Origin of the sequence: Bacillus sp. RZ2MS9 (genome assembly GCF_001816185.2) — a bacterium.
Lineage (GTDB): Bacteria > Bacillota > Bacilli > Bacillales > Bacillaceae_G > Bacillus_A > Bacillus_A cereus.
Genome location: NZ_CP049978.1, coordinates 3,163,430 through 3,183,106, shown reverse-complemented (window position 1 = coordinate 3,183,106; position 19,677 = coordinate 3,163,430). Strand labels below are relative to the sequence as shown.

Below are 19,677 nucleotides of genomic sequence, written 5' to 3'. Positions count from 1 at the left end.
ACGTTGGTTTTGTAATAGAGTTGCAGAAACTATTTCATACAATAATATTACGTTGTACTGGTTTTTTAACAGATATACAAAACAGCTTAAGCGTGAAGAGATATTGAAGTTTATAGAGAATACTAGAAATAATTTATTAACGGGGAAAATAGAATTCCTATATAAAGATTAAGAGGAGTAGTTTAATGAAAATATGGAAAATTATTAGCAATTCTAATTTTGATCAATTAGAGTGTGAGAATGAGGAAGGACAAGAAATCTTTGATAATGCTTTTCAAGGTCATTCAGTAATTGATAAATGGGATCCACTGCAAATGAAACTTTTAAATGAGGGGGAACCATCAGATTTATTAAGTGAAATACCACTTGTTTTTACAAAAAAAGCGATAGAAGTAGTATTTGATTTAATTAAAAGGAAAGTTGAAATTCTTCCACTTGTTCATGAACGATACGAATGTTATGCAATAAATGTATTAAATGTATTAGATTGTATTGATTATGAGAATGCGGACCCTGATGATTTTGGTGGATTTGATAAATTTGCATTTATTACAGAGGAAATTAGGGGGGAGCATATTTTTTGTACATTGAATACAAAGCATAAATATGGAGATTTTCCGATTGTATCTGTACAAACTTTCGTATCAAACGAATTTAAAGAGAGAGTTGCAAAAAGTGAACTAAAAGGGTTTGAATTTGAATTAGTATGGGAATCTGATGAGAAAAATGATGAACAAAAAATAGAAAATAATCCAATGATACGCCCAACGTCAATAGAAGATTTTAAGTCACATATTCAGCTACATTATGGAATGATTACGAATCATATAGAAGCCAATACAAAAATGATCACCGATGTAGAATTATATGATGTTGGACCAAATAAAATGGTTGATTTTCATACAGTAGTAACGTATCGAAATAGCTATTTCCGTATGCCAGCTCCATCGAGTGTAGATAGTGGTTATGCAGAGCTTGTCATGCATCTACCTAAGGATTGGGATGTATCAGTAGCCGCTTTGGCGAGTTCGAAATATGCTTGGCCTTTACGCCTTTTACAGGACTTTGGACAAGATGTAATGCGACATGGATATTGGTTGGGGCAGTGGCTTGTATTTCCAAATCAATCAAAGGAATATTTAAAAAATTCGTATGTAGCCCAGTTAGGTGGAGCAGAACAAGATCTAAATGCGCCAATTCATCCATATAGTGAAGAAACAAAATTTTCCGGTGTTATGGTGGTACCACCGCTTCCACAATGTTCAGGTGCATTCAAAATGGAATTTCGTGAAGATGGTAAAAGAATAGAGGGTGACTGGCCAGTATACTTCCATACATTATTACCATTATATAAAGAAGAAATTCATTGTTATTACACAGATGGACTTGATGTATTATTACAAAAATTAATGAAAAATGGCGTTGAAGCAGCATTTGACTTTAATCGAGAGAATACTTGTAAGTAAGGAATAGTAAGATATTAAAAGATACTATGAAAGTATAATAATGAAGCCGTTAGTGCATAAGGTAATAATATGATCAGAAATTACACCAACCTTAAAACTATTATAGCTAATAAAAAAATTGTTACTTTATAGTGAACTAAATGGTTTGATTTAGTAAGCGATAATTGAAAATCCAGTTATCGCTTTTTGTTTTAACTAAGGGCACGGGTGATATTGGAACACCGCCTCGATGCGGGGAAAGAAGAATCTCAAAGGAATTATATGATGAATTAAGAGATGGAACGCCTACTGCAAAGCTACGGGAAAAAGTTAATGAGGGCATTGAGGATAAAATAGGAACGCCTGACCCTGCTTTACCTGGTAAGTATATTACAGATAGACTTCAAGCTGATCATATCGTATCAATGAAAAATATAGCAAAGATGGAAAATTTCGATAAATTAACGAAAGAACAACAACTTAAGGTTTTAAACAATGAAGAGAATTTTCTAGGATTAAGTGAAGCAGCCAATAAATCTAAGGGGTCTAAATCTTATTCTGATTGGACAATTTATAAGAAAGAAAAAATTGAAGTTGATCCTAAGTTTAGAGAAGAAATGATAAAGAAGGAAAAAGAATTAGAAATGAAATTACAAAAACAAATTGATGATTTTGTTGAAGGAAATAAAAAGGATATAGATAAATAAAGGAGCTAGAATTATGGAACAAAAACTTGGTTTTTTAAGAAAATATAAAAGAAATGCACAACTTATATCATGCCATGAGATTAATAAACTTGATAGTGGGAAAATACCAAATTCATGGTATGAATTGTTTCAAGAAGAAAACGTAGACAAGAGAGTTGAGAGTATTTTATCGATATGGAAAGAGCAAGTAGGAGTGGAATTAAGAAACACTATTTCTTATTTGTCTAGGCACCTTGAAGAAGTAGAGCTTATGAACACAAATGGTAGATATTCAATTTTATACACTATTAAAACAGATAATGGGGAAATTCTATATTATGAAGGGGGAAATCCCAAAGATGAGTTTAATAATGAAGAATTAGAAAAATCTTGGGATAAGATTCCTTCAACAATACGAAATTTTTATCGAACTGTTCATAATGGTTTCTATTTTTATGCGAGTCAATCTATGGGTTTAGTTCCTTTAGAAAATGTAACTTTTTTTGATGATGATGAATGGGGTATTATTGAGGAGTTAGAAGAACCTTTACAAATTGATTTACAAACTACTTTTGGTTTCTTTAAAAGTGGTATGGGTGGTTATGTTGCAGTAGATTATAAGAATTCTAAGAATGATAATGCGACTTTATGGTGGACGAATAAAGAGCCTAGATATAATATGAATTTTTGGGACATAGTTGATGAATGGATAGTAATTGGATTTGAAGTTTAGTTTAAAGGTTCTGTTGCAAAGTTTTTATATAAACAAAAAAATCCTAATTTAGTAGGTAGAGTTTATGCAACTTTGAATAGTTTCTCTAATTCATTGTACGTCGAAAAAACAAAGTACGAGCTTAGGCGAGATGACATTTTACTGAGTGATGAATATAATCACATGGAAAGTATATTAAACTAAGAACCCGTACAAACTCGTCAATTTTAACTTAGTAGTTGTCATGGCATGTAAAAGGTGTCGTACTGTTGCTACAAAACTTACAGATCTTATAAATCTTACAAATCTATGCTACTTAAAAACATATGAACTTAAAGCACTTGATTGTCAACTAAAGGAACGAGTGCTTTTTTAATAGATAGACATGCTATAAATTTTTAGAAATTATTTTTTATGAATTCAGGCTAATGAAAATTACTATTATTATATAATTGAAAATATATTAGCCAAAGGTGTGGACTGACCACGAATAATAAAGTTGTTTGAAAAATCGTACAGAATTGAAATTTAATATCATCTTTTGAGTTTCTCGTATAATAAAAGGAATAATGTTTCGATATCTGTGGTTAGTTAATAAAAGGGAATGAGGTTTTGGGAGTGAAAATACCGCCACATATTACAGGTTTGAAAGCAATACATTTAAATTCCCATAATGAAAATGAAACAAAGAGAATATTTTATGATGTATTGAGGACATGTAAATTCAAAATAGTAGAATGGATACAACCACACTATCCCAAAAATTTTTTTGAAGTGATAGTGATAATAGACGATAAGGAATTTATTATTTTATTGCATGAGTTTTATCCTTTCTTAGCTTTTGCGGATAAAAATGTAGAAGGAAAAATTATTTTTAGTTTTATTGATATGCCCATATTAGAAAGTGAATTTGAAGCGTACTATCAAGTTTTGTCGAAAGCTTATTTAGAAAAGCCTTTTATACCTAGGGAACACAACTTAACAGAAGAAGAATTAAAAGATGCTAAATATTGGCGACCAGAAAATATCGGTGAAGTAATTTTTAATGTTTGGGATTGAATATTAAAGGGGTGATTATTAATTATTAGCTATCCAGAAATTAAACACTTTTATTATTCACTTAAATGAAAAAGTGCAACAAATAAAACTTATTTTTAAACAACTTTAATAACCTCGTACCAAATTAACAGGCAGAAGGTTATTGCATTTCTAGACACAAAATTAAACAACTTGAGTATCACTGCACATGGACTCCGTAACCCCATTCGCTAAAGGTGTAGAAATACTGCCAGATGGAAGTGTCGTTAGATCTGGAACGAACTATAGCGGAAAATTCCAAGAAGCCTATGATGCCTCAAAGGCGAGTATTCAGAGTAGGATCTCGAATTTGGAGAGTGGTGGGGTTAAGGGTACGGGGGAAGGTACTCAAACTAAAAAAATTAAACCGACTAATGAAAGAACTGCAGAATATGAAGAAGCTATGACAAAAGCAGCTAGAGATTTACCTCCTTATAGTAGAAAACCTAATAAACCAAGAGATTTTGAAGAAAAAGTAGTAGATGATTCTACAGGAATTACTACTTATACATTTACATCTAAGAAAAATGGGGAAACTTATAAAGTTAAATATGATAAAGATGGTTACCCAATTTTTAATTCAAAATATGAAACATCTTTATCAGAGTCATATCATTTAGAGCCTGACTCAGTGCAGTTTAAATATCTCTCACAAAAACTATATGACGATATAATGAAAGATCCAAACTTAGCAAAACAATTCAGCCAAACAGATATTGAGTTATTCAAATTAGGTAAGAAGCCAAAATCAGTCACATGGCATCATCATCAAGAGACTGGTAAAATGCAACTTGTTGATTACTATGAACATCAGGTTGCGGGTCATACAGGTGGTAGAGCAATTTGGGGTGGTGGAGATGACGGTAGAACAGGTAAACTGAAGAAAATTATTTTGGAGATGATAAAATGAGCCGAGTAACTTGGCTATTTACGGATGGAGCGATAGATGAGCAAGTAATTATTGCTGTGGAGAATTCATTTGGTGTCAGATTTCCAGATGACTACCGTGAATGCATTAAAAAAAATAACGGTGGTTATCCTGAGCCTAATATTTATGATATTAATGATGATGAGGGTGGAGCAGTCTTTGATTGTCTATTAAGTTTTACAAGCAAAGATGCAAATATAGAAGTTGTTTATGAATTAACTTCACTTCCGGAAGGTATTATTCCATTTGCAAGAGACCCATTTGGGGGACTTATTTGTTTTAATTACTGTGATACTAAAGATTCTCCGTCAGTAGTTTTCTATGATCAGGAATCAGTGAATGAGGATAAAATTAAATTAATATGCGACTCTTTTTCTGAATTGATTGAGAGATTATACTCTGATTGAGAAAAACAAAATGAACAGGAAAGAAGGTTAATTGTATGAGGAATTTAGATTTTGAATATACTTTTACCCCTATTGGCATTGAAGATATCGAAGATTTCGAAAATAAGTATGGTATATTGTTACCTGCTGATTATAAACAATTTTTGCTGTCTAAAAATGGAGGGAAAACTGAGCAACGAAGATTTAAAACTAATGATACAACTAAGAAAGGCGTAATAACATCGTCTGTTTCAATGTTTTTTCCTCTATCAATAGAAAATGAAATAAATCTAGAAGAGAAATTAAGAAGTTATAATTTGATGCAAGTGGTACCAAGTAATTTTCTTCCAATTGGAATTGACCCCGCGGGGAGTTTGATTTGTTTATCAATTGATGGGAAAGATAGAGGTAGTGTATATCATTGTGATATGGATTACTTTGAAGAAGATAACGAGTTAAGAGAGGAATACATCCGACTAATTTCTAAAAGTTTCTCTGAATTTGTGGATAATTTATATATTCCTGAAAACTAATGATAGGATTTTATTGATTGGAATTAGTTAATAGTTGGTTAATCTCTTTAATTTAAACGGGGCTTTCTTTATGGTCTAACGACTTAGAGAAAGCCTCTTCTTTTTCCCCGAATTATTTAAAAGTACAACATAGGGGACTGGTGAAGTTCCTAAAGTTAATCCGAAAATTAAAGTGAATTTTAAGACTGGTTATGATAAGCATTTAATTGAAGTAGAAGGTTTTAAAGCAAAACAGACTATAGGTATAAAAGATGGACACAACCTTGAAAACTTTGAATAGTACATTTTAGACAACTTCGGTGATCCGATAAAGAATATTAATCAAGGTGTAACAAAAACGCCACATCCGGATATTCTAGGTATTTATGAAGTTAAATACAAGCTCCCTGTTTATGACGGAATGAGCACGGCTTAACGGTGGAAAAAGGAATATCAGAATGTTCCAATTCCTGTTAAGGTTAGGCTTAGTCAAACGGCTGATTTATTCGGATTGAGGTCCCTCCAAGTTGATACGGAAAAGCTTGGAAATCTAATTAGCAAGTTCGAAAGGAAAGTCGATGAAGTTTCTAAGGGTACGGGTGAAGGTAGTAGGATTATTCCTGGTACTCCGGGTATTGCAATAGGAGGAAATTCTACTAAATTAGGAAAAAATATGATGACAGAAATGGGGCTTAGACGTTCAACTAAATGGAGTGGATATCAAGCACAGCATATTATTCCTTCTGAAATGGCAGATAATCCTGTCATTAAAAAGATAGGTATGAACTTTGATGACTCATCAAATGGTATTTTTCTAAGAGTACCAGATGATAATATAAGTACAATGGCTAGACACAGAGGATATTATTCTGTTTACAATGAAGTAGTTGCAAGAGCATTAAATAAAATGGATATTAGCCAAAGTATTGATAGTTTACAAAAGCAGGTATATGATTTGCAAAAAAAATTAAGAAAATTACAGGGGAATGGTTTACCATTGTACCCAAGCCAAGGTGCAACAGTAGAACTCTGGGAAAGAAAGCTAAAACAATTGGAAATACAAAATAAGTAAATATCAGTAAGGTGGTAAGGTGTAATGGAAAATAAAGATATTAGTTTGCTTGAAGAATTACTTTATAATACAAATAAAGAGGATACAATTAGCCGAATAAAGAATATAGATAATCCAATACTCCTTCATTGTTTTGCAGCAAATTATAATTGGAATAGTGGATTTGATATACCAAATGCAATTCTTGAAAACAAAGATTGTGACTTAGGAACGGGATTACTAATGTTTCATTATGCAGACGGATATCGATTATTAGAAAGTCCAGAGGAAGTTGCGAATTCTCCATTACAAGAATGGAAGGTTTTTATATTAAAACTTCAAAATAAAATTATGAATTTGGAGTTTAAAACACAAAATATATCATTTAGCTCTGAATTAACAAAAATTCAAATATTCAAGTTGAAAAAAAGGAACCCAAGTATTTCAGATATTCTTATTAATGAGTCACCAGGAAATATAATTGATATTCCTAAAATATAAATAAACATTAAAAACTCATTACAGTAAATAAATGAGCTTAGTTATAGTGATTTTATAAACCTTACTATACTAAATTATATTTTATGGACGGATATAATAAAGTTCGTGGTGCTAAATTTAAATACGCATAAGTATATATGAATAAAAAATAAAGTATATGTGAAGTAGATAGAAAAAATAAAAGGTTTTTTGAAAGTATGTACTCCATCATGGTTGTACCATCATGGAGTACTGTGTGCAATGATAGAATAGAAAATAAAGTAAAATCTTAGGTGAGATAGCATTTTATTTGGCGATGAATATAAACATATGGAATGTATATTAAACTAACGAACTCATACAAACTCGTAAGTGTTAACATAGTCGTTGTCACGACATATAAATGGTGTCATACTGTTACTACAAAATTTATAAATTTATGCTACTTAAAAATAGATGAACTTAAAGCACTCGATTGTCGATTAAAGGCAACGAGTGTTTTTTTGCGTATTAGCGTAGAAATTTAACAGATAACTATAATTTTATTATGTAAAATTTTTACATAGTTTTCTATACAACTAAAGAGAAGAAAAATGTTCACTATTACTTTCATTTCTGTTATAAAAATTCTACAATAGAAGACAGAACGTATATTTGGTATAATCAAAATATACTATATGAAATGATGTACATGAGTTTGAAATTCATGTAATGAGGTAAGCAATACATAACAATAGCTAATATTTAAAGTTTTCGTACCTATAGAATTCAATTCATGTTATATAAATCAATTGTTAGAAAGGAAAAGATGTAATGAATCAAATTTCATTTGAAGATTTATTTGAAGAAGAAAAAGAAAAGGTGGAGGTAGCTGAGGTATGTAAGGTACCAGCCCCTTTATCACCATTACAAAAAGATATTTTAGAATTAATTGATTCTGAAGAAATAAGTGCGCTTGAGCTATGTGAACGATTAATACGATCTGGTAAAATACCCGATGAAAGATTCACTACGAATAAGCCTAAAGCATATGGACAAGTATGTTTACTATTAGAAGGTTTTGTTACAGAAGGAAAACTTATTTTTATCAAAGATGATGAGAAAAGAGATAGGGTATATAAATTGAAAGAAGAAGTTTGAGATGTATAGGGGGGAGATGAATGATTGGTTCCCTTTAACTTGCAGTTCCGTTAGTCTAGTAATGTCCACTAAAAAGGTGTCAATCTCTCCTAGATTGACACCTTCATACTTTTAACATCTTACATACTTACGCTTAAAACCAAGTCTTCCTCTATCAAGTTCTTTCTGAATACTCTCTGTAGCATTTAGCAAACTGCTTTTTTTATTATCACGTTTGACTTCAACTATACCAACTTCTTTTGCAGTCTCGACTGCTTTTTCATGTAGTGGTACATATGATATTGCCACGGTGTTTAGGAAATTATTCATAGCGGATTTTGTTCGTTCTGGAGAATGATGAATTGTATCTTTCACCATTTCAAGCATATCGGAAATTTTACTTTCGGAAAATTCATTGTCTTTGCGATTTCCTAAAAGCCAACAGTAGCAACTCCATCCGGCAGACATTTTAAGCTCGTCCCCACTTGCAATCCATTTATCAGCAACATCTTGTGCAATATTTGACTCCGATAAAGTTACTGCCACTACATAATCAGATAGCATATAAAAATATGCCCCGTCTATCCAGCGATCAAAATCAGACTCACTCATAGCTTTTGGATCGGCAATAATACCTGCAAAGTACATAGCATCGTAGTTACCTGTGGCATAAAGCTCTTCAGCTAACTCTTGATTTAATTTTATTTTTTTAGCGATTGGTTTCATAGCACCTGTAGCTACTCCGAATACTGGCTCATGCGCACCGTTAGATATGTATATTTTTTTCGTTCGTTCCTTACCTAGAGATTCAAGTTCTTGCATAACTGTTTTAAAATCCATAGTTGTGCAACTTCCTTTCTTCATGTGAAAGCCTTTTTAAGCCTTTCGTATTTCATGTGTTAATACTAATTGTATTCAAGGGGTATGTCTACTTTCTAAAAGTATCGAAACCGGTTAGTAATTTTGAAGGTTTTGATTTTGTGACTGCTACAAGCTATCTATAATGGTAAGAAGGTCACTGTAAGGTAAGGAAGAATGAAAAGTATGTATAGTTTTTCCAGTGAATATTTGGTATGATGGTGAATGGGAAAAATATACAAGCTGTTAGTGGTTCATAAAAGGGGGATTGAATTGAAAAGAACACCTGAATTCGTATTAGGTTTAATTGGTGGCATTTTGGGAATTATTATTTCCATAATATTAATAGTTGTAGCGTTTAATATTATGGAAGGTGTTGATTACGAACTTTTAGCTTATTACTCTATTATTTTAACGGTTCAAATAGGATTGTTCATTTTATCGTGTTTAGTAAACAAGGTTAATAATAAAGTTTATGGAGTTTGTATGATTGTGATTCCTATAGTTATGTTATTTATGTCATTATTCTTTTTACTTATTCCGACAATTTTACAAATTATATCTGGTTCATTTGCATTTAGGACATTAAAGTTAGAATCGAATGTAAGCTAAATATAATTATTAACGTCTGAATATTCGGTTTTTTAAACATTTTCGTTTGCAGTTCAAATTAACATAAAGTACAAAGTTGTACGCTTTAGGAGGAGAAATAGATGATTATTTGGTCTGGTTGGGGTTTTTTAGTCGCAATTATTGTAATTATTAATACTCTTTTGGGTAAGGCTATCTTTGGATCTATAACGGGGGACGCTACATATTTTCAAGACCATAGTTGGCCAATGGCGGTAATGTTTATTATATCAGGGGTTATGTCTTGGTATTTAGGTAAATATATTAATAAGCCAGATGGGAAAGTTTATATAGATACCGAAACTGGTGAAAAAGTTATGTTTAACAAAAAGCACTCATTATTTTTTATAAAAATGGAATATTGGGGACCGATTCTAGGAGTTATTGCGATTGTAACTTTAATTACAAGATAAAAAAGAGGATGGGTATAGCAAGAGTAATCTATTCAAGTAGAAGGAGAAATTAGTCATGAATGCAAAGAAACTACTAGGGGTAGCAGTTCCGGTCATGTTGTTATTTGGTTGTGGAGTTTCTGAGAAAACGAACACTTCTAAACAGGAGAAAACGGAAGAGTCTAAAGTAAAAGAATCGAAGTCTAATAGTAAGAAAGAAAAAGTTTCAAAGGAAGACTATCCTAATAAAGTGTATAAATTAGGGGTAGAGTTTGATAAGTTGTTTGCGGAGCATAATAATATTACAAGAGAGGTTTTTGACGGTAAGAAAAAGAAATCAGATATAGTAGATAGTGTGAAAGAATTAAATAAAGTGTTAGATAAATTTGAGTCGATAGATCCCCCTGCAGAGTATGTAAACCAACAAAAAGATTTTGAAAAAGCAATTAGTTATTTTAGAGAGTCTTTTTCTTTAATAAATGAAGTATTCACCAGAAAAGAAAAAAGAGAAAAAGGTGATAAGACTGATAAAGAGTTAATAGAGAAATCTGAAAAGTTAGTGAAAGAAGGAGATATTTACTGGCTTAAGGCATTTAAAGATCTTGAAGGGGATATTAAAATCGGTGACGGTACAGTATCAATGAAAGATTTGAAAGAGTTAGATAAGAAAGCTGGAATTAATACAGATAATGTTATGAAGAATGTAAAAGATGGTACGGAATTAATTGGTAATTGGGGATTCCAAGGAACAGACGGTTTCAATATGTCACTCATTTTAAAAGGTGATAAGACATTTGAAACGTATGGTAAAGGTGAGTATCCAAATAAAAAGAATTATATTGAAGGAACTTGGGAATATGATAAGGAAGCTTTTACAATCTATTTACATCTCAATAAACGTTTAGTAGACGGTGTAGAAGATACAATTCAAAAAAAGAAAATAGCATATAAAGTTCAAGATTATGATGGGGAAAACTTGCGATTATTTAATGAGACGTCATTTAATACAATTAAGTATGTGAAGCAAAGTTAAAGTTATGTAGGACTAGGTTTAAATGGCCTGGTCCTTCATTAAAGTGCGAGTATGTAAATAATATGTTATCTTTCGTTCTGTTTACTTAGTATCATGTTATTCTTTAATAGAGTAATAAATGGAGTTTTGCATTAAATATATGAGGTTGGTTACAAATGATAAAAAAATTTACTAGATTAGTATTAATAGTGGTTATCCCAATCAGTCTTATTACAGGTTGTGGGGCTGCTGAAAAAACTGAAGCACAAAAGCCGAAAGCGGTACAAACGGAGAAAAAGGACTATATGGATTACTCATATGGTAGCAAAGGTATATTAGTAAGTGGCAAAGCGAAAGAACGGCAACAATACGAGATTGGATATATGGATGATAATAAGTTAATTGGGATTGATGAAAATATTGAAGACTGCATTATTTTAGATAATAAAGATGAAGCAGGTCTCATTTGGAAACAAATAGAGCGAGGATCTATTATTGAAGTGCAATACGGTAAGGATCGCAATGATATCGTAGGCGTGCAATTCGTAGGAGATCGTGAGTCATATGAAATTAGTGATAAGTTTGATCGGAATACGATAAATGAGATTGTTGAAAACGTTAAAGGGAATTTGTAATAGATGTATTTCGATAGTATAGGATCTCTTATTATGAAATTGTATGCCAGTTATTTGTCTAAGTTTAAATTGATTATTTTGACGGTATTTGTAATTAGTTGTAAAATAATGTTTGTTGACGAAATTTGTAAAAAGTATGTTAGATGAAATTCATCTGTAGGGATGACATATAAATATTTTCTTAATGAGTATAAAATGAAATAATTAAAATATGTAAATAAAAAGAAAATATAATAGAAGTACATAGTAGATTCATATTTTTAAAAATTAATGTGACAATAAAGGGAGGTTGAGATACATACACGGTGGGAGTGTGTATGTATTTATTATAATAATGAATAAGACAATCAAACAACAAGTAATCGCATTATCAACAAGTCTAGTGATTTTAGGGAGCGTACCTTTATCAGCATCAGCAGAAGAGATAAACAACTCTCAAACTGATCAACTTAATATTGCCCAAGGAGAACACGGAACGAGCGGATTAAATTATTCTAATTTCAAGTTGGAAGTTCCTAATCATGTACAAATTAACGAAGCAGAAGTATCTGAAAATGAAAAAATGCTTTTAGAAGAATATAAGCATAAACATGATGAAACAGAAGAATTAAACAAAATGAAAAATGCTAAGAAGGGACAAGTAGCAGAAAAGGAAGCTATTTCAAACATTGAAAAGGCATTTGAATCTGTAGATGGTCGAAATGATGGATCTGATCGTCAAATGAAACCTGTTGCAAAGCCAAGAGGTATTCAATATAGTGCACAGAGTACGAAGAAATATGGAACACTTGCAGGAGTTCCATTTGTGGAGTGGATTGTTCCAGCAGGAAATCCTGATATTCGTCCTGCAAATCCGATGAAAGCACGTTACATTACAATTCATGAGACCGCAAATACAGCCGCTGGTGCTAATGCTGAAAATCATGCGAAATATTTATACAAGCAAGCAACTGAAGGCACTTTCCGAACAGCTTCATGGCATTTTACTGTAGACGATAAACAAATTTATCAACACTTACCAACAAACGAAAATGGTTGGCATGCAGGAGATGGAGATGGATCAGGAAACAGGGAGTCTATCGGTATCGAGATCGCGGTTAACCAAGATGGTGATTACAATAAAGCTTTAGAAAATGCAAAACGACTTGCAGGTTATTTAATGAACAAAGAAGGAATTGGTGCAGATCATATTTACAAGCATCAACAATGGAGCGGGAAAAAATGTCCTGACATTTTAATTTCACGTGGTAATTGGGCTGGTTTCGTACAAGGAATTCAGTGGTATGCAAATATAAATGCGCAGATTGATACGCCTTTACAAGATAAAAATGACTCATTTAATCCAAATGAAAATAATCCAGCTGAACCTAGCATGGAACTAGTGGTAAATGGTAGTGGCATCAATGTACGTAGTGATGCGGGTATTGAACATCGTGTTGTACGTAAAGCTTCAACCGGAGATCGTTACAAAGTATTAGCGGTTAAAAATGGTTGGTATAAAGTAGGTAATGGAGAATGGATTTTCTATGACCCAAGCTGGATTAAAATTAACTACAATGTACCAAAGGAAGAAGTACAAAAGCCTAAGGAAGAAGTACAAAAACCAAAAGATGATATTACAGGTGGCTGGTTTGAAGAGCATATTCGTAAATTAAACAGTCTAGGTATTATGCAAGGCGAAGGTAATGGTGTATTTGCGCCATATCGAAATGTAACGAGAGCGGAGTTTGCGAAATTAATCTCGAATGCTCTTAAACTACCAGAGGGAAATAAGTCATTTGTAGATATTAATGAGGCACATCCATCACTTCATGACGGTATTAAACGTTGTGCAAGTGCAGGAATTATTAATGGTCGTGGTGAAGGGATTTTTGATCCTAACTCACCAATTACTCGTGAAGAAGTATCTATTATGATTGACAAAGCATTACGATATAAAGGAATTACAGGTGAGTTAGTAGCATTACCATTTACAGATAAGCATTTAATAACATACAAAGAATCGGTTCAACGATTATACAGTCTAAAGGTAGTTAATGGTATTGGAAATAATGAGTTTGATCCCCGAGGTACAGCAACTCGTGGTCAGGCAGCTGCCTTTATTGTGAAGATGTTAGATTCAATGCAAAAATAAAAGGAAACTTTAATCAGTGAGGGCCACTCGCATTGCAATCGAGCAGTTTATTCACCTAATTTTGAAATGAGAGTTGTACTGTCCGCAAATAGCAGAATAAATTGTATGTAGAAGCTGACATTGGTAGAAGTAAAAAATAAGAAGAATTTGAAAGGAGCTATCCAAAATAATAATTTGGAATAGCTCCTATTTAGTAGGAAGAACAAATTGTATTTCATAGATTGTAATGTAAAATGCCCTTCCAAGCCCCTTATAAGCCCCTACCAAGTAATAAATCACTAAGAAAAAACAAAAACAAAAACAAAAACAAGAACAAAACAAGCGCGAAAAAATGAAACCGGCGTTGTAGTAGTAAAAAAATTGTAATTCGAATGCCAAAACCATTCCCGTATGCCTATCTTTATAATGAAGGATTAAAATTTTCCTATTTACTAGCAAAGAGTGGAGGGAAACATATGGCGGTATACCGTAATGTGCAGGTGAACTTTTGGCAAGATGAATTCATATTAGATTTAACGCCAGAGGAACGTTATTTTTACATATATTTGTTAACTGGTACGAAAACAAAGCAATGTGGTATTTACATATTACCGAAGCGTGTGGCAGAGCTTGAAACAGGTTATAGTATGGAGACTGTTGAGAAGTTGCTAAACAGGTTTGTTGAGTATGGAAAGATTTTATATGATACGGAAACGAAAGAGGTATTCATAATAAATTGGTTACACTATAACCCTATTTCAAATACGAATGTGGAGAAGTGCGTATTACGTGAGTTAAAGACTATAAAAAGTAATAAGTTCATACATATATTTTTACGTAAATGCCTTGAAGAAGAATACAAGATTCCATTAGTACTGCAGCATTTTGGTATGCCAAAAGAAGAGGATAATAGTAGTTCACAAGTAGTTATTGAAGAGAAAGAAGAAGCGGAAGAGATAGAGGTGGAAACCATAGAAGAGGACGTTCCAAATAGTGAAGTTTATAAGTTTTATGAACAAAATATTAGTAGTTTATCCCCATATATTGTGAAGGAATTGAAGAATTGGATACAAAGACTTTCTGGAGAGAAAGTGTTAGAGGTACTTAAAATTGCGTTTGAAAATAATAAGAAAACGTTAGCTTATGTGAAGGGGATTTTGAGGAATTGGTGTAGTGAAAAATTAAAGGATTTTAGTGGGGAGAAGTGCGTAATGGGAAGTTTAGAGAGAAGGAAATGTATTTTGAGTAGTGTATTTTAATTTACATTAACCTGACATAGAATGTATGTTCGTTTTTGTGGGATTTATGCTATACTACCATTAAATAAGGGTATTTTATAATAGATAAAAAGATGCGGGGGGTACAAAGTTTGACTACTAGTACATCTGAGTTGTTTCAATATATTAATATGACAGAAGAACAGAAACAATTATCACAACGATATTTACAGACAAAAGAAGAAGAGATTTTAAAAGATATTCAACTAACGACAATTCGTGATCAAAAAAGAAGCGATTTTGCGGAGCGATTTATAAACGATTTTAGGAAAGTGCATAAACAAGATCCGGATTTTTTTCGATTATTTTACCATATACTCGAGGAGCAATTATTAAATGTTCTTGTAGTCCGTTTTGCGCATGTCAGTTTTTCTAAAATGAAGATTTATTTAGAAAAAAGTGCACTTCCTTTGGACAAACTTGTAGCAATCGCATGTAAATATTTATCCAGTATTTCAAGTTATGTGAATGAAGCAGATGTTTTTCTTAGAGAGTTAACAAGAGAGAATCCGAACTATATAGAGGGACAATTACATACTTTACCAACTAACCAGCAAGTAACATTACTTCTTGTAATGTTTGATGTAGATTATGAAAAGTTTCGTACATATAGTTCTTTATTGAATGAGAGGTTAGAAGAACATACAGAATTTATATTGAAACTGCTAGGGGAAAAGGAAAAGGTTGAAGCAGTTAAACGGTATTTAAAAGGTAAAGATGATAGTGAAGTATTTATAGGTGGGAATTTACCGGAACATATTTGGCGGCTATTATTTTGTGTTCATAAATATTCGAATGTTGCGAGGCGATATATTGAAATATTGGCGAAGAAAAATGTTTGGGGTTTTATAAACTATGCAACACGTTATATGTGTCACACTCTCGGTCAGTCTCAAAACTACAAAAAAACTGGTAGTGTAAATAGAGAAACATATGAAGAAATTCAAAGTTTTTGTACACAGTTTTGGATTTCTAAGGAAAGATTTTTTGCGCATCGTCTAAGGCAACATGATTTAAATAGTGAGGATTTTTGTAAGACGTATGAATATGAATTGCTATGCTTTATGTTGGAGGAAGATCCTGAATTTATTCAATGTACTTTGCAATATGTAAGTAAAATGAATTATCTCATCATCGCACGAACGTTAGCTGAAAAAGGATATGAGCTAAATATAGGGAAAATGCGAGAAGAATTTTTTGTTGCTGCTTTGCAAATAAAATTGTCTACAGTGCGGGATACATATCGTGATTATTTACTAGGGAATTGTCACTTGAGGATATGGAGCAAATACTTAAAAATCCGAAATATAGAAGTATGTATTGGGGTATGCCGGTGTTAGAGGTTGCGCTTCTTTGGGATATAGATGATGTAGCGAAGAGGGAAGCTGTACTTACACTACAGTTTGGAGATGAAGATAGTGTTAATTTATACGAACTTCTTTACGAATGTTCTGTCAGGGGAGTAGAACCGAAACAAGTATTAGAAGATCTGCTTTCGTATGGATTAAGTAAGAAAAAGCTTATCGCTTATGCAGTTGAAGAAGCTGCATGCTACAGTGAAGAGCGAAATAAGGCGAAGGAAGCGCTTGTTTGTGTAATTGTAAAAGAACAAGCGTACATCATTGAACGATTTGATGAGTATTCTGCTGTGGCCAAAGCATATATTTTAGAAGAGTTAGCAAAGGATAACATGATTAAAATGCGTCCAATTTTAATTAAAAGCTTAGGAGATTCATCTAAAAAAATGCGTGAGTCTGTAGTTAAACTGCTTTCAAAAGATGTAGAAGCTGCAGCAGATGTAGCAGTTGAACTTCATAATAAAAAGAAAATTGTTCGTGAAAATGTGATGAAAATACTTATAGAGTATAAGCTTGAAAAATATACGAAACTTGTACAGGAAGCTTTGCAAGAAAGTAAAAATGAATCTTTCGCAGGAAAATTCTCGTTTTTATTTCAAACGGAGGAAAAAAAGATAGAAGAACTATGTGCACGTATTTTAACTGAACAAACAAGAAATTCACTTCTGCAATTGATTGGGGATGAGCCACAAATCCGTTTACGTGACTCTGATGAAATTGCTGATGCTGCAATTCCGTTAGCCTATTTACAACAGTATATTTCAGATGCTGTTATTGAGAAGAAAGAAACAGCAGAAGTAATTGGTAGAGCTTTAAATGAAGAGGACTTAAAAGAATATGTGCAAACAATATATCAAATATGGATTTCTCAAGACGCAGATGTGAAGAAACGTGGAATTCTTTCGCTATACGGAATGTATAGTGACGACAAAATGGTCGACATACTTATAAAGCAAATTGATGAATGGGTGCTTCAAATGAGAGGAAAGATAGCAGCGGATGCCGTTCGTGCTTTAGGTTTGTCTTCATCTAAGCTTGCACTTATGTCTATTCATGCAATAGCATTTAAATATAAACATAAGCAAGTACGTAATGCAGCAAAAGAAGCGCTAAGTCTTGCTGCGAAAACACGTGGTATAACAGAGGAAGAGCTGGAAGATCAATTGGTGCCGGACCTCGGCTTTACTATACATGGTGAAAAAATAATTGATTTCGGGAATCGAAGTTTTACTGCCATTTTAACTACAGAGTCAAAAATTGAATTAGAGACAGAAGAAGGAAAACGTATGAAGTCACTTCCAAAGCCGAATGCAAAAGATGATGTAGAAAAGGCTGAAGAGGCTAAAAAAGAATTAGCCTCTTTAAAGAAGGAACTCCGAAATACTCTTTCCATGCAAAAACAACGATTGGAAACGGCACTTTCATTAAAGCGTTATTGGTCACATAATGCATGGAAGTCTGTATTTATGGATAATCCAATTATGAAGCAATTTTCTATTTCACTCATTTGGGGTGAGTATAAGGAAGGGAAGTTGCTGAAGGCATTCCGTTATGCAGAAGGTGGCGTGTTCTGTACAATTGACGGGAAGAGTTATGAACTTTCATCTGGCACTGTTATTGGTTTCGTTCATCCGTTAGAATTGTCTGGGGCGGAGAAGGAATTATGGAAAGAGCAATTAGAAAGTGCGGGAATTGTTCAGCCGTTCCTACAAATTGAGCGTCCAGTGTTTGTAGTAGAAGAGAATGATGAGAGTGCTATTGAGAGATTTGGCGGTATTTTACTAAATGGTCGTTCGTTATTCGGTAAGATGACGAAGCTTGGATGGATCCGTGGGTCTGTTCAAGATGGCGGTGTATATTATACATTGTACAAAGAAGATACTCGTACCGGATTAGGAGTGCAATTGTCATTTAGCGGAGCACCGATTGGTTATGAAGATGAAGAAGATGTATGTGTATTTGACATTCAATTTTATAAAGCAGGTACAGTGAATCGTGGTTCATATGAATACGATGAGATTGATGATGAAAGACGCATTGTACCAAAAGAAGTAGATAAACGCTTCTTTAGTGAAATGTTATATGATGTGCAAGTAGCGACAGATTCAAATCTTGGGCATAATGAAAGTTGGCGTAGCGAACGATAAGAAAAACCCCTTCATTGGTAGGAAAATGAAAGGGGTTTTTCAATGTTTCAAAAGGTTCTTTCATAATAGAAGCGAATTAGGGGGAAGAGGATTTTTATCCTTTTAGAAGGGATTGGTATCATGATCAAATAGATGATTTATCATACGACTACACTGAATACAGCGGGAATAGAAGGGAAAATGTTAACGTTACAGCCACGGTAATGATAGAAAAGACTTTTACTATATGTAAGAGTCTCTTTTTTTGTAAACGCGACAAAATTTGACAAAAAAATTTGTAGGAACTTGTTATAATTTCTGTTGGAATATTTTGTTTAACGAGAAATGGGTGTATAGCGTAAAAGATTTCGGTGTCATACAAATACATTTTTTGTTTTACATTCAAGGATTTCATAAGAGAAGAATTACAAAAATGAATGACATGGAGAAGTCATAGGGGGAGAGGAGATTTAGCATGAGTATTAAAGTAATAAGAGCAACAGGGGTAATGGGAGGAGCAGCAAGAGTTGCTGTAAAGGTAGATAACGAAGTAGTAATGAAACTTGAGAATAACGAAGAATATACGCTTCCTTTTGAATTAGATGAAGCGAATATTAAAGTAAAACAATTCTTTTTTGGAAGTAAAGAAAAGAAAGTAAAGGATGGCGATGTAGTAGAAATTAAGATAAATAGTATTGCTATGCTATTACTGATGGTGTCAATGATGGCTGTTTTATTTGGTTCGTCAATTGGTATAAATATTGTTGTTTTTGGTGTGATAGGAGCTTTAGTTACATTAGTATACGGATTGAATAACTGGTTTCGTTTAGAGGTTAAATAATTATTGTATATATATTTATTTCAGTTGATTTACTATACA

18 protein-coding genes and 2 pseudogenes are annotated in these 19,677 nt (G+C 32.7%); 19 read left to right on the top strand and 1 reads right to left on the bottom strand.

The features are described from left to right. Window positions 1-185: 185 nt before the first annotated feature. The 11 genes and pseudogenes from BHV55_RS16220 (at window position 186) to BHV55_RS16175 (ending at window position 8,417) form a co-directional block, all read left to right on the top strand. Window positions 186-1,466 carry a suppressor of fused domain protein gene (locus BHV55_RS16220; protein ID WP_044584679.1) on the top strand — a complete coding sequence of 427 codons (1,281 nt, stop codon included), beginning with the start codon at window positions 186-188 and terminating at the stop codon, window positions 1,464-1,466. 404 nt (window positions 1,467-1,870) lie between these two features. Further along, a complete protein-coding gene (locus BHV55_RS27775; RefSeq protein WP_000788961.1) occupies window positions 1,871-2,152 on the top strand; it encodes a hypothetical protein in 282 nt (93 codons plus the stop codon). A gap of 13 nt (window positions 2,153-2,165) precedes the next feature. Then, complete coding sequence (locus tag BHV55_RS16210) at window positions 2,166-2,864, top strand: superoxide dismutase (protein ID WP_044584678.1); 699 nt, start codon at window positions 2,166-2,168, stop codon at window positions 2,862-2,864. 597 nt (window positions 2,865-3,461) lie between these two features. Next, window positions 3,462-3,902: a hypothetical protein gene (locus BHV55_RS16205; protein ID WP_044584677.1), complete on the top strand. Its 441-nt coding sequence runs from the start codon at window positions 3,462-3,464 to the stop codon at window positions 3,900-3,902. A 187-nt stretch (window positions 3,903-4,089) separates the two neighbouring features. Beyond that, a pseudogene (locus tag BHV55_RS27910) lies at window positions 4,090-4,203 on the top strand (hypothetical protein); the annotation flags it as partial. A gap of 120 nt (window positions 4,204-4,323) precedes the next feature. Next, the gene (locus BHV55_RS16200; protein WP_000158590.1) at window positions 4,324-4,830 is read left to right on the top strand and encodes an HNH endonuclease; all 507 of its coding nucleotides are present in this window, start codon (window positions 4,324-4,326) and stop codon (window positions 4,828-4,830) included. Further along, complete coding sequence (locus BHV55_RS16195; protein WP_000092333.1) at window positions 4,827-5,255, top strand: SMI1/KNR4 family protein; 429 nt, start codon at window positions 4,827-4,829, stop codon at window positions 5,253-5,255. The genes BHV55_RS16200 and BHV55_RS16195 overlap by 4 nt, the downstream gene beginning before the upstream one ends. Window positions 5,256-5,290: 35 nt before the next feature. After that, on the top strand, window positions 5,291-5,767 hold the full coding sequence (locus BHV55_RS16190) for an SMI1/KNR4 family protein (RefSeq protein ID WP_061666903.1): 477 nt from the start codon (window positions 5,291-5,293) through the stop codon (window positions 5,765-5,767). A gap of 490 nt (window positions 5,768-6,257) precedes the next feature. Beyond that, on the top strand, window positions 6,258-6,818 hold the full coding sequence (locus tag BHV55_RS16185; RefSeq protein WP_246874068.1) for an AHH domain-containing protein: 561 nt from the start codon (window positions 6,258-6,260) through the stop codon (window positions 6,816-6,818). Between the two features lie 24 nt (window positions 6,819-6,842). After that, the gene (locus BHV55_RS16180) at window positions 6,843-7,298 is read left to right on the top strand and encodes a DUF4274 domain-containing protein (RefSeq protein ID WP_070756753.1); all 456 of its coding nucleotides are present in this window, start codon (window positions 6,843-6,845) and stop codon (window positions 7,296-7,298) included. A gap of 792 nt (window positions 7,299-8,090) precedes the next feature. Continuing rightward, complete coding sequence (locus tag BHV55_RS16175) at window positions 8,091-8,417, top strand: DUF3895 domain-containing protein (protein WP_001071909.1); 327 nt, start codon at window positions 8,091-8,093, stop codon at window positions 8,415-8,417. 111 nt (window positions 8,418-8,528) lie between these two features. Here BHV55_RS16175 and BHV55_RS16170 read toward each other — a convergent pair whose 3' ends face one another. Next, window positions 8,529-9,236: a DNA alkylation repair protein gene (locus BHV55_RS16170; protein ID WP_000346350.1), complete on the bottom strand. Its 708-nt coding sequence runs from the start codon at window positions 9,234-9,236 to the stop codon at window positions 8,529-8,531. A gap of 291 nt (window positions 9,237-9,527) precedes the next feature. Between BHV55_RS16170 and BHV55_RS16165 the strand changes: the two genes are divergently transcribed. The 8 genes and pseudogenes from BHV55_RS16165 (at window position 9,528) to BHV55_RS16130 (ending at window position 19,638) form a co-directional block, all read left to right on the top strand. Further along, window positions 9,528-9,866 (top strand): DUF4064 domain-containing protein, encoded by a 339-nt coding sequence (locus BHV55_RS16165; RefSeq protein WP_000831724.1) that lies wholly within the window; start codon window positions 9,528-9,530, stop codon window positions 9,864-9,866. A gap of 101 nt (window positions 9,867-9,967) precedes the next feature. Further along, a complete protein-coding gene (locus BHV55_RS16160; protein ID WP_000587855.1) occupies window positions 9,968-10,297 on the top strand; it encodes a hypothetical protein in 330 nt (109 codons plus the stop codon). 55 nt (window positions 10,298-10,352) lie between these two features. Beyond that, window positions 10,353-11,309, top strand: a complete 957-nt coding sequence (locus tag BHV55_RS16155; protein WP_016118256.1) for a DUF3994 domain-containing protein — start codon at window positions 10,353-10,355, stop codon at window positions 11,307-11,309. Between the two features lie 155 nt (window positions 11,310-11,464). Then, window positions 11,465-11,923 carry a hypothetical protein gene (locus BHV55_RS16150; protein WP_000591634.1) on the top strand — a complete coding sequence of 153 codons (459 nt, stop codon included), beginning with the start codon at window positions 11,465-11,467 and terminating at the stop codon, window positions 11,921-11,923. Between the two features lie 334 nt (window positions 11,924-12,257). After that, window positions 12,258-14,057, top strand: coding sequence for an S-layer homology domain-containing protein (locus BHV55_RS16145; protein ID WP_070757038.1), 1,800 nt, complete (start codon window positions 12,258-12,260; stop codon window positions 14,055-14,057). A 455-nt stretch (window positions 14,058-14,512) separates the two neighbouring features. Next, complete coding sequence (locus BHV55_RS16140; protein ID WP_048568394.1) at window positions 14,513-15,295, top strand: DnaD domain-containing protein; 783 nt, start codon at window positions 14,513-14,515, stop codon at window positions 15,293-15,295. Window positions 15,296-15,405: 110 nt separating this feature from the next. Further along, window positions 15,406-18,818 (top strand): annotated as a pseudogene (locus tag BHV55_RS16135) (DUF4132 domain-containing protein). Between the two features lie 454 nt (window positions 18,819-19,272). Next, window positions 19,273-19,638: a hypothetical protein gene (locus BHV55_RS16130; protein ID WP_000025026.1), complete on the top strand. Its 366-nt coding sequence runs from the start codon at window positions 19,273-19,275 to the stop codon at window positions 19,636-19,638. The last annotated feature ends 39 nt before the right edge of the window (window positions 19,639-19,677 follow it).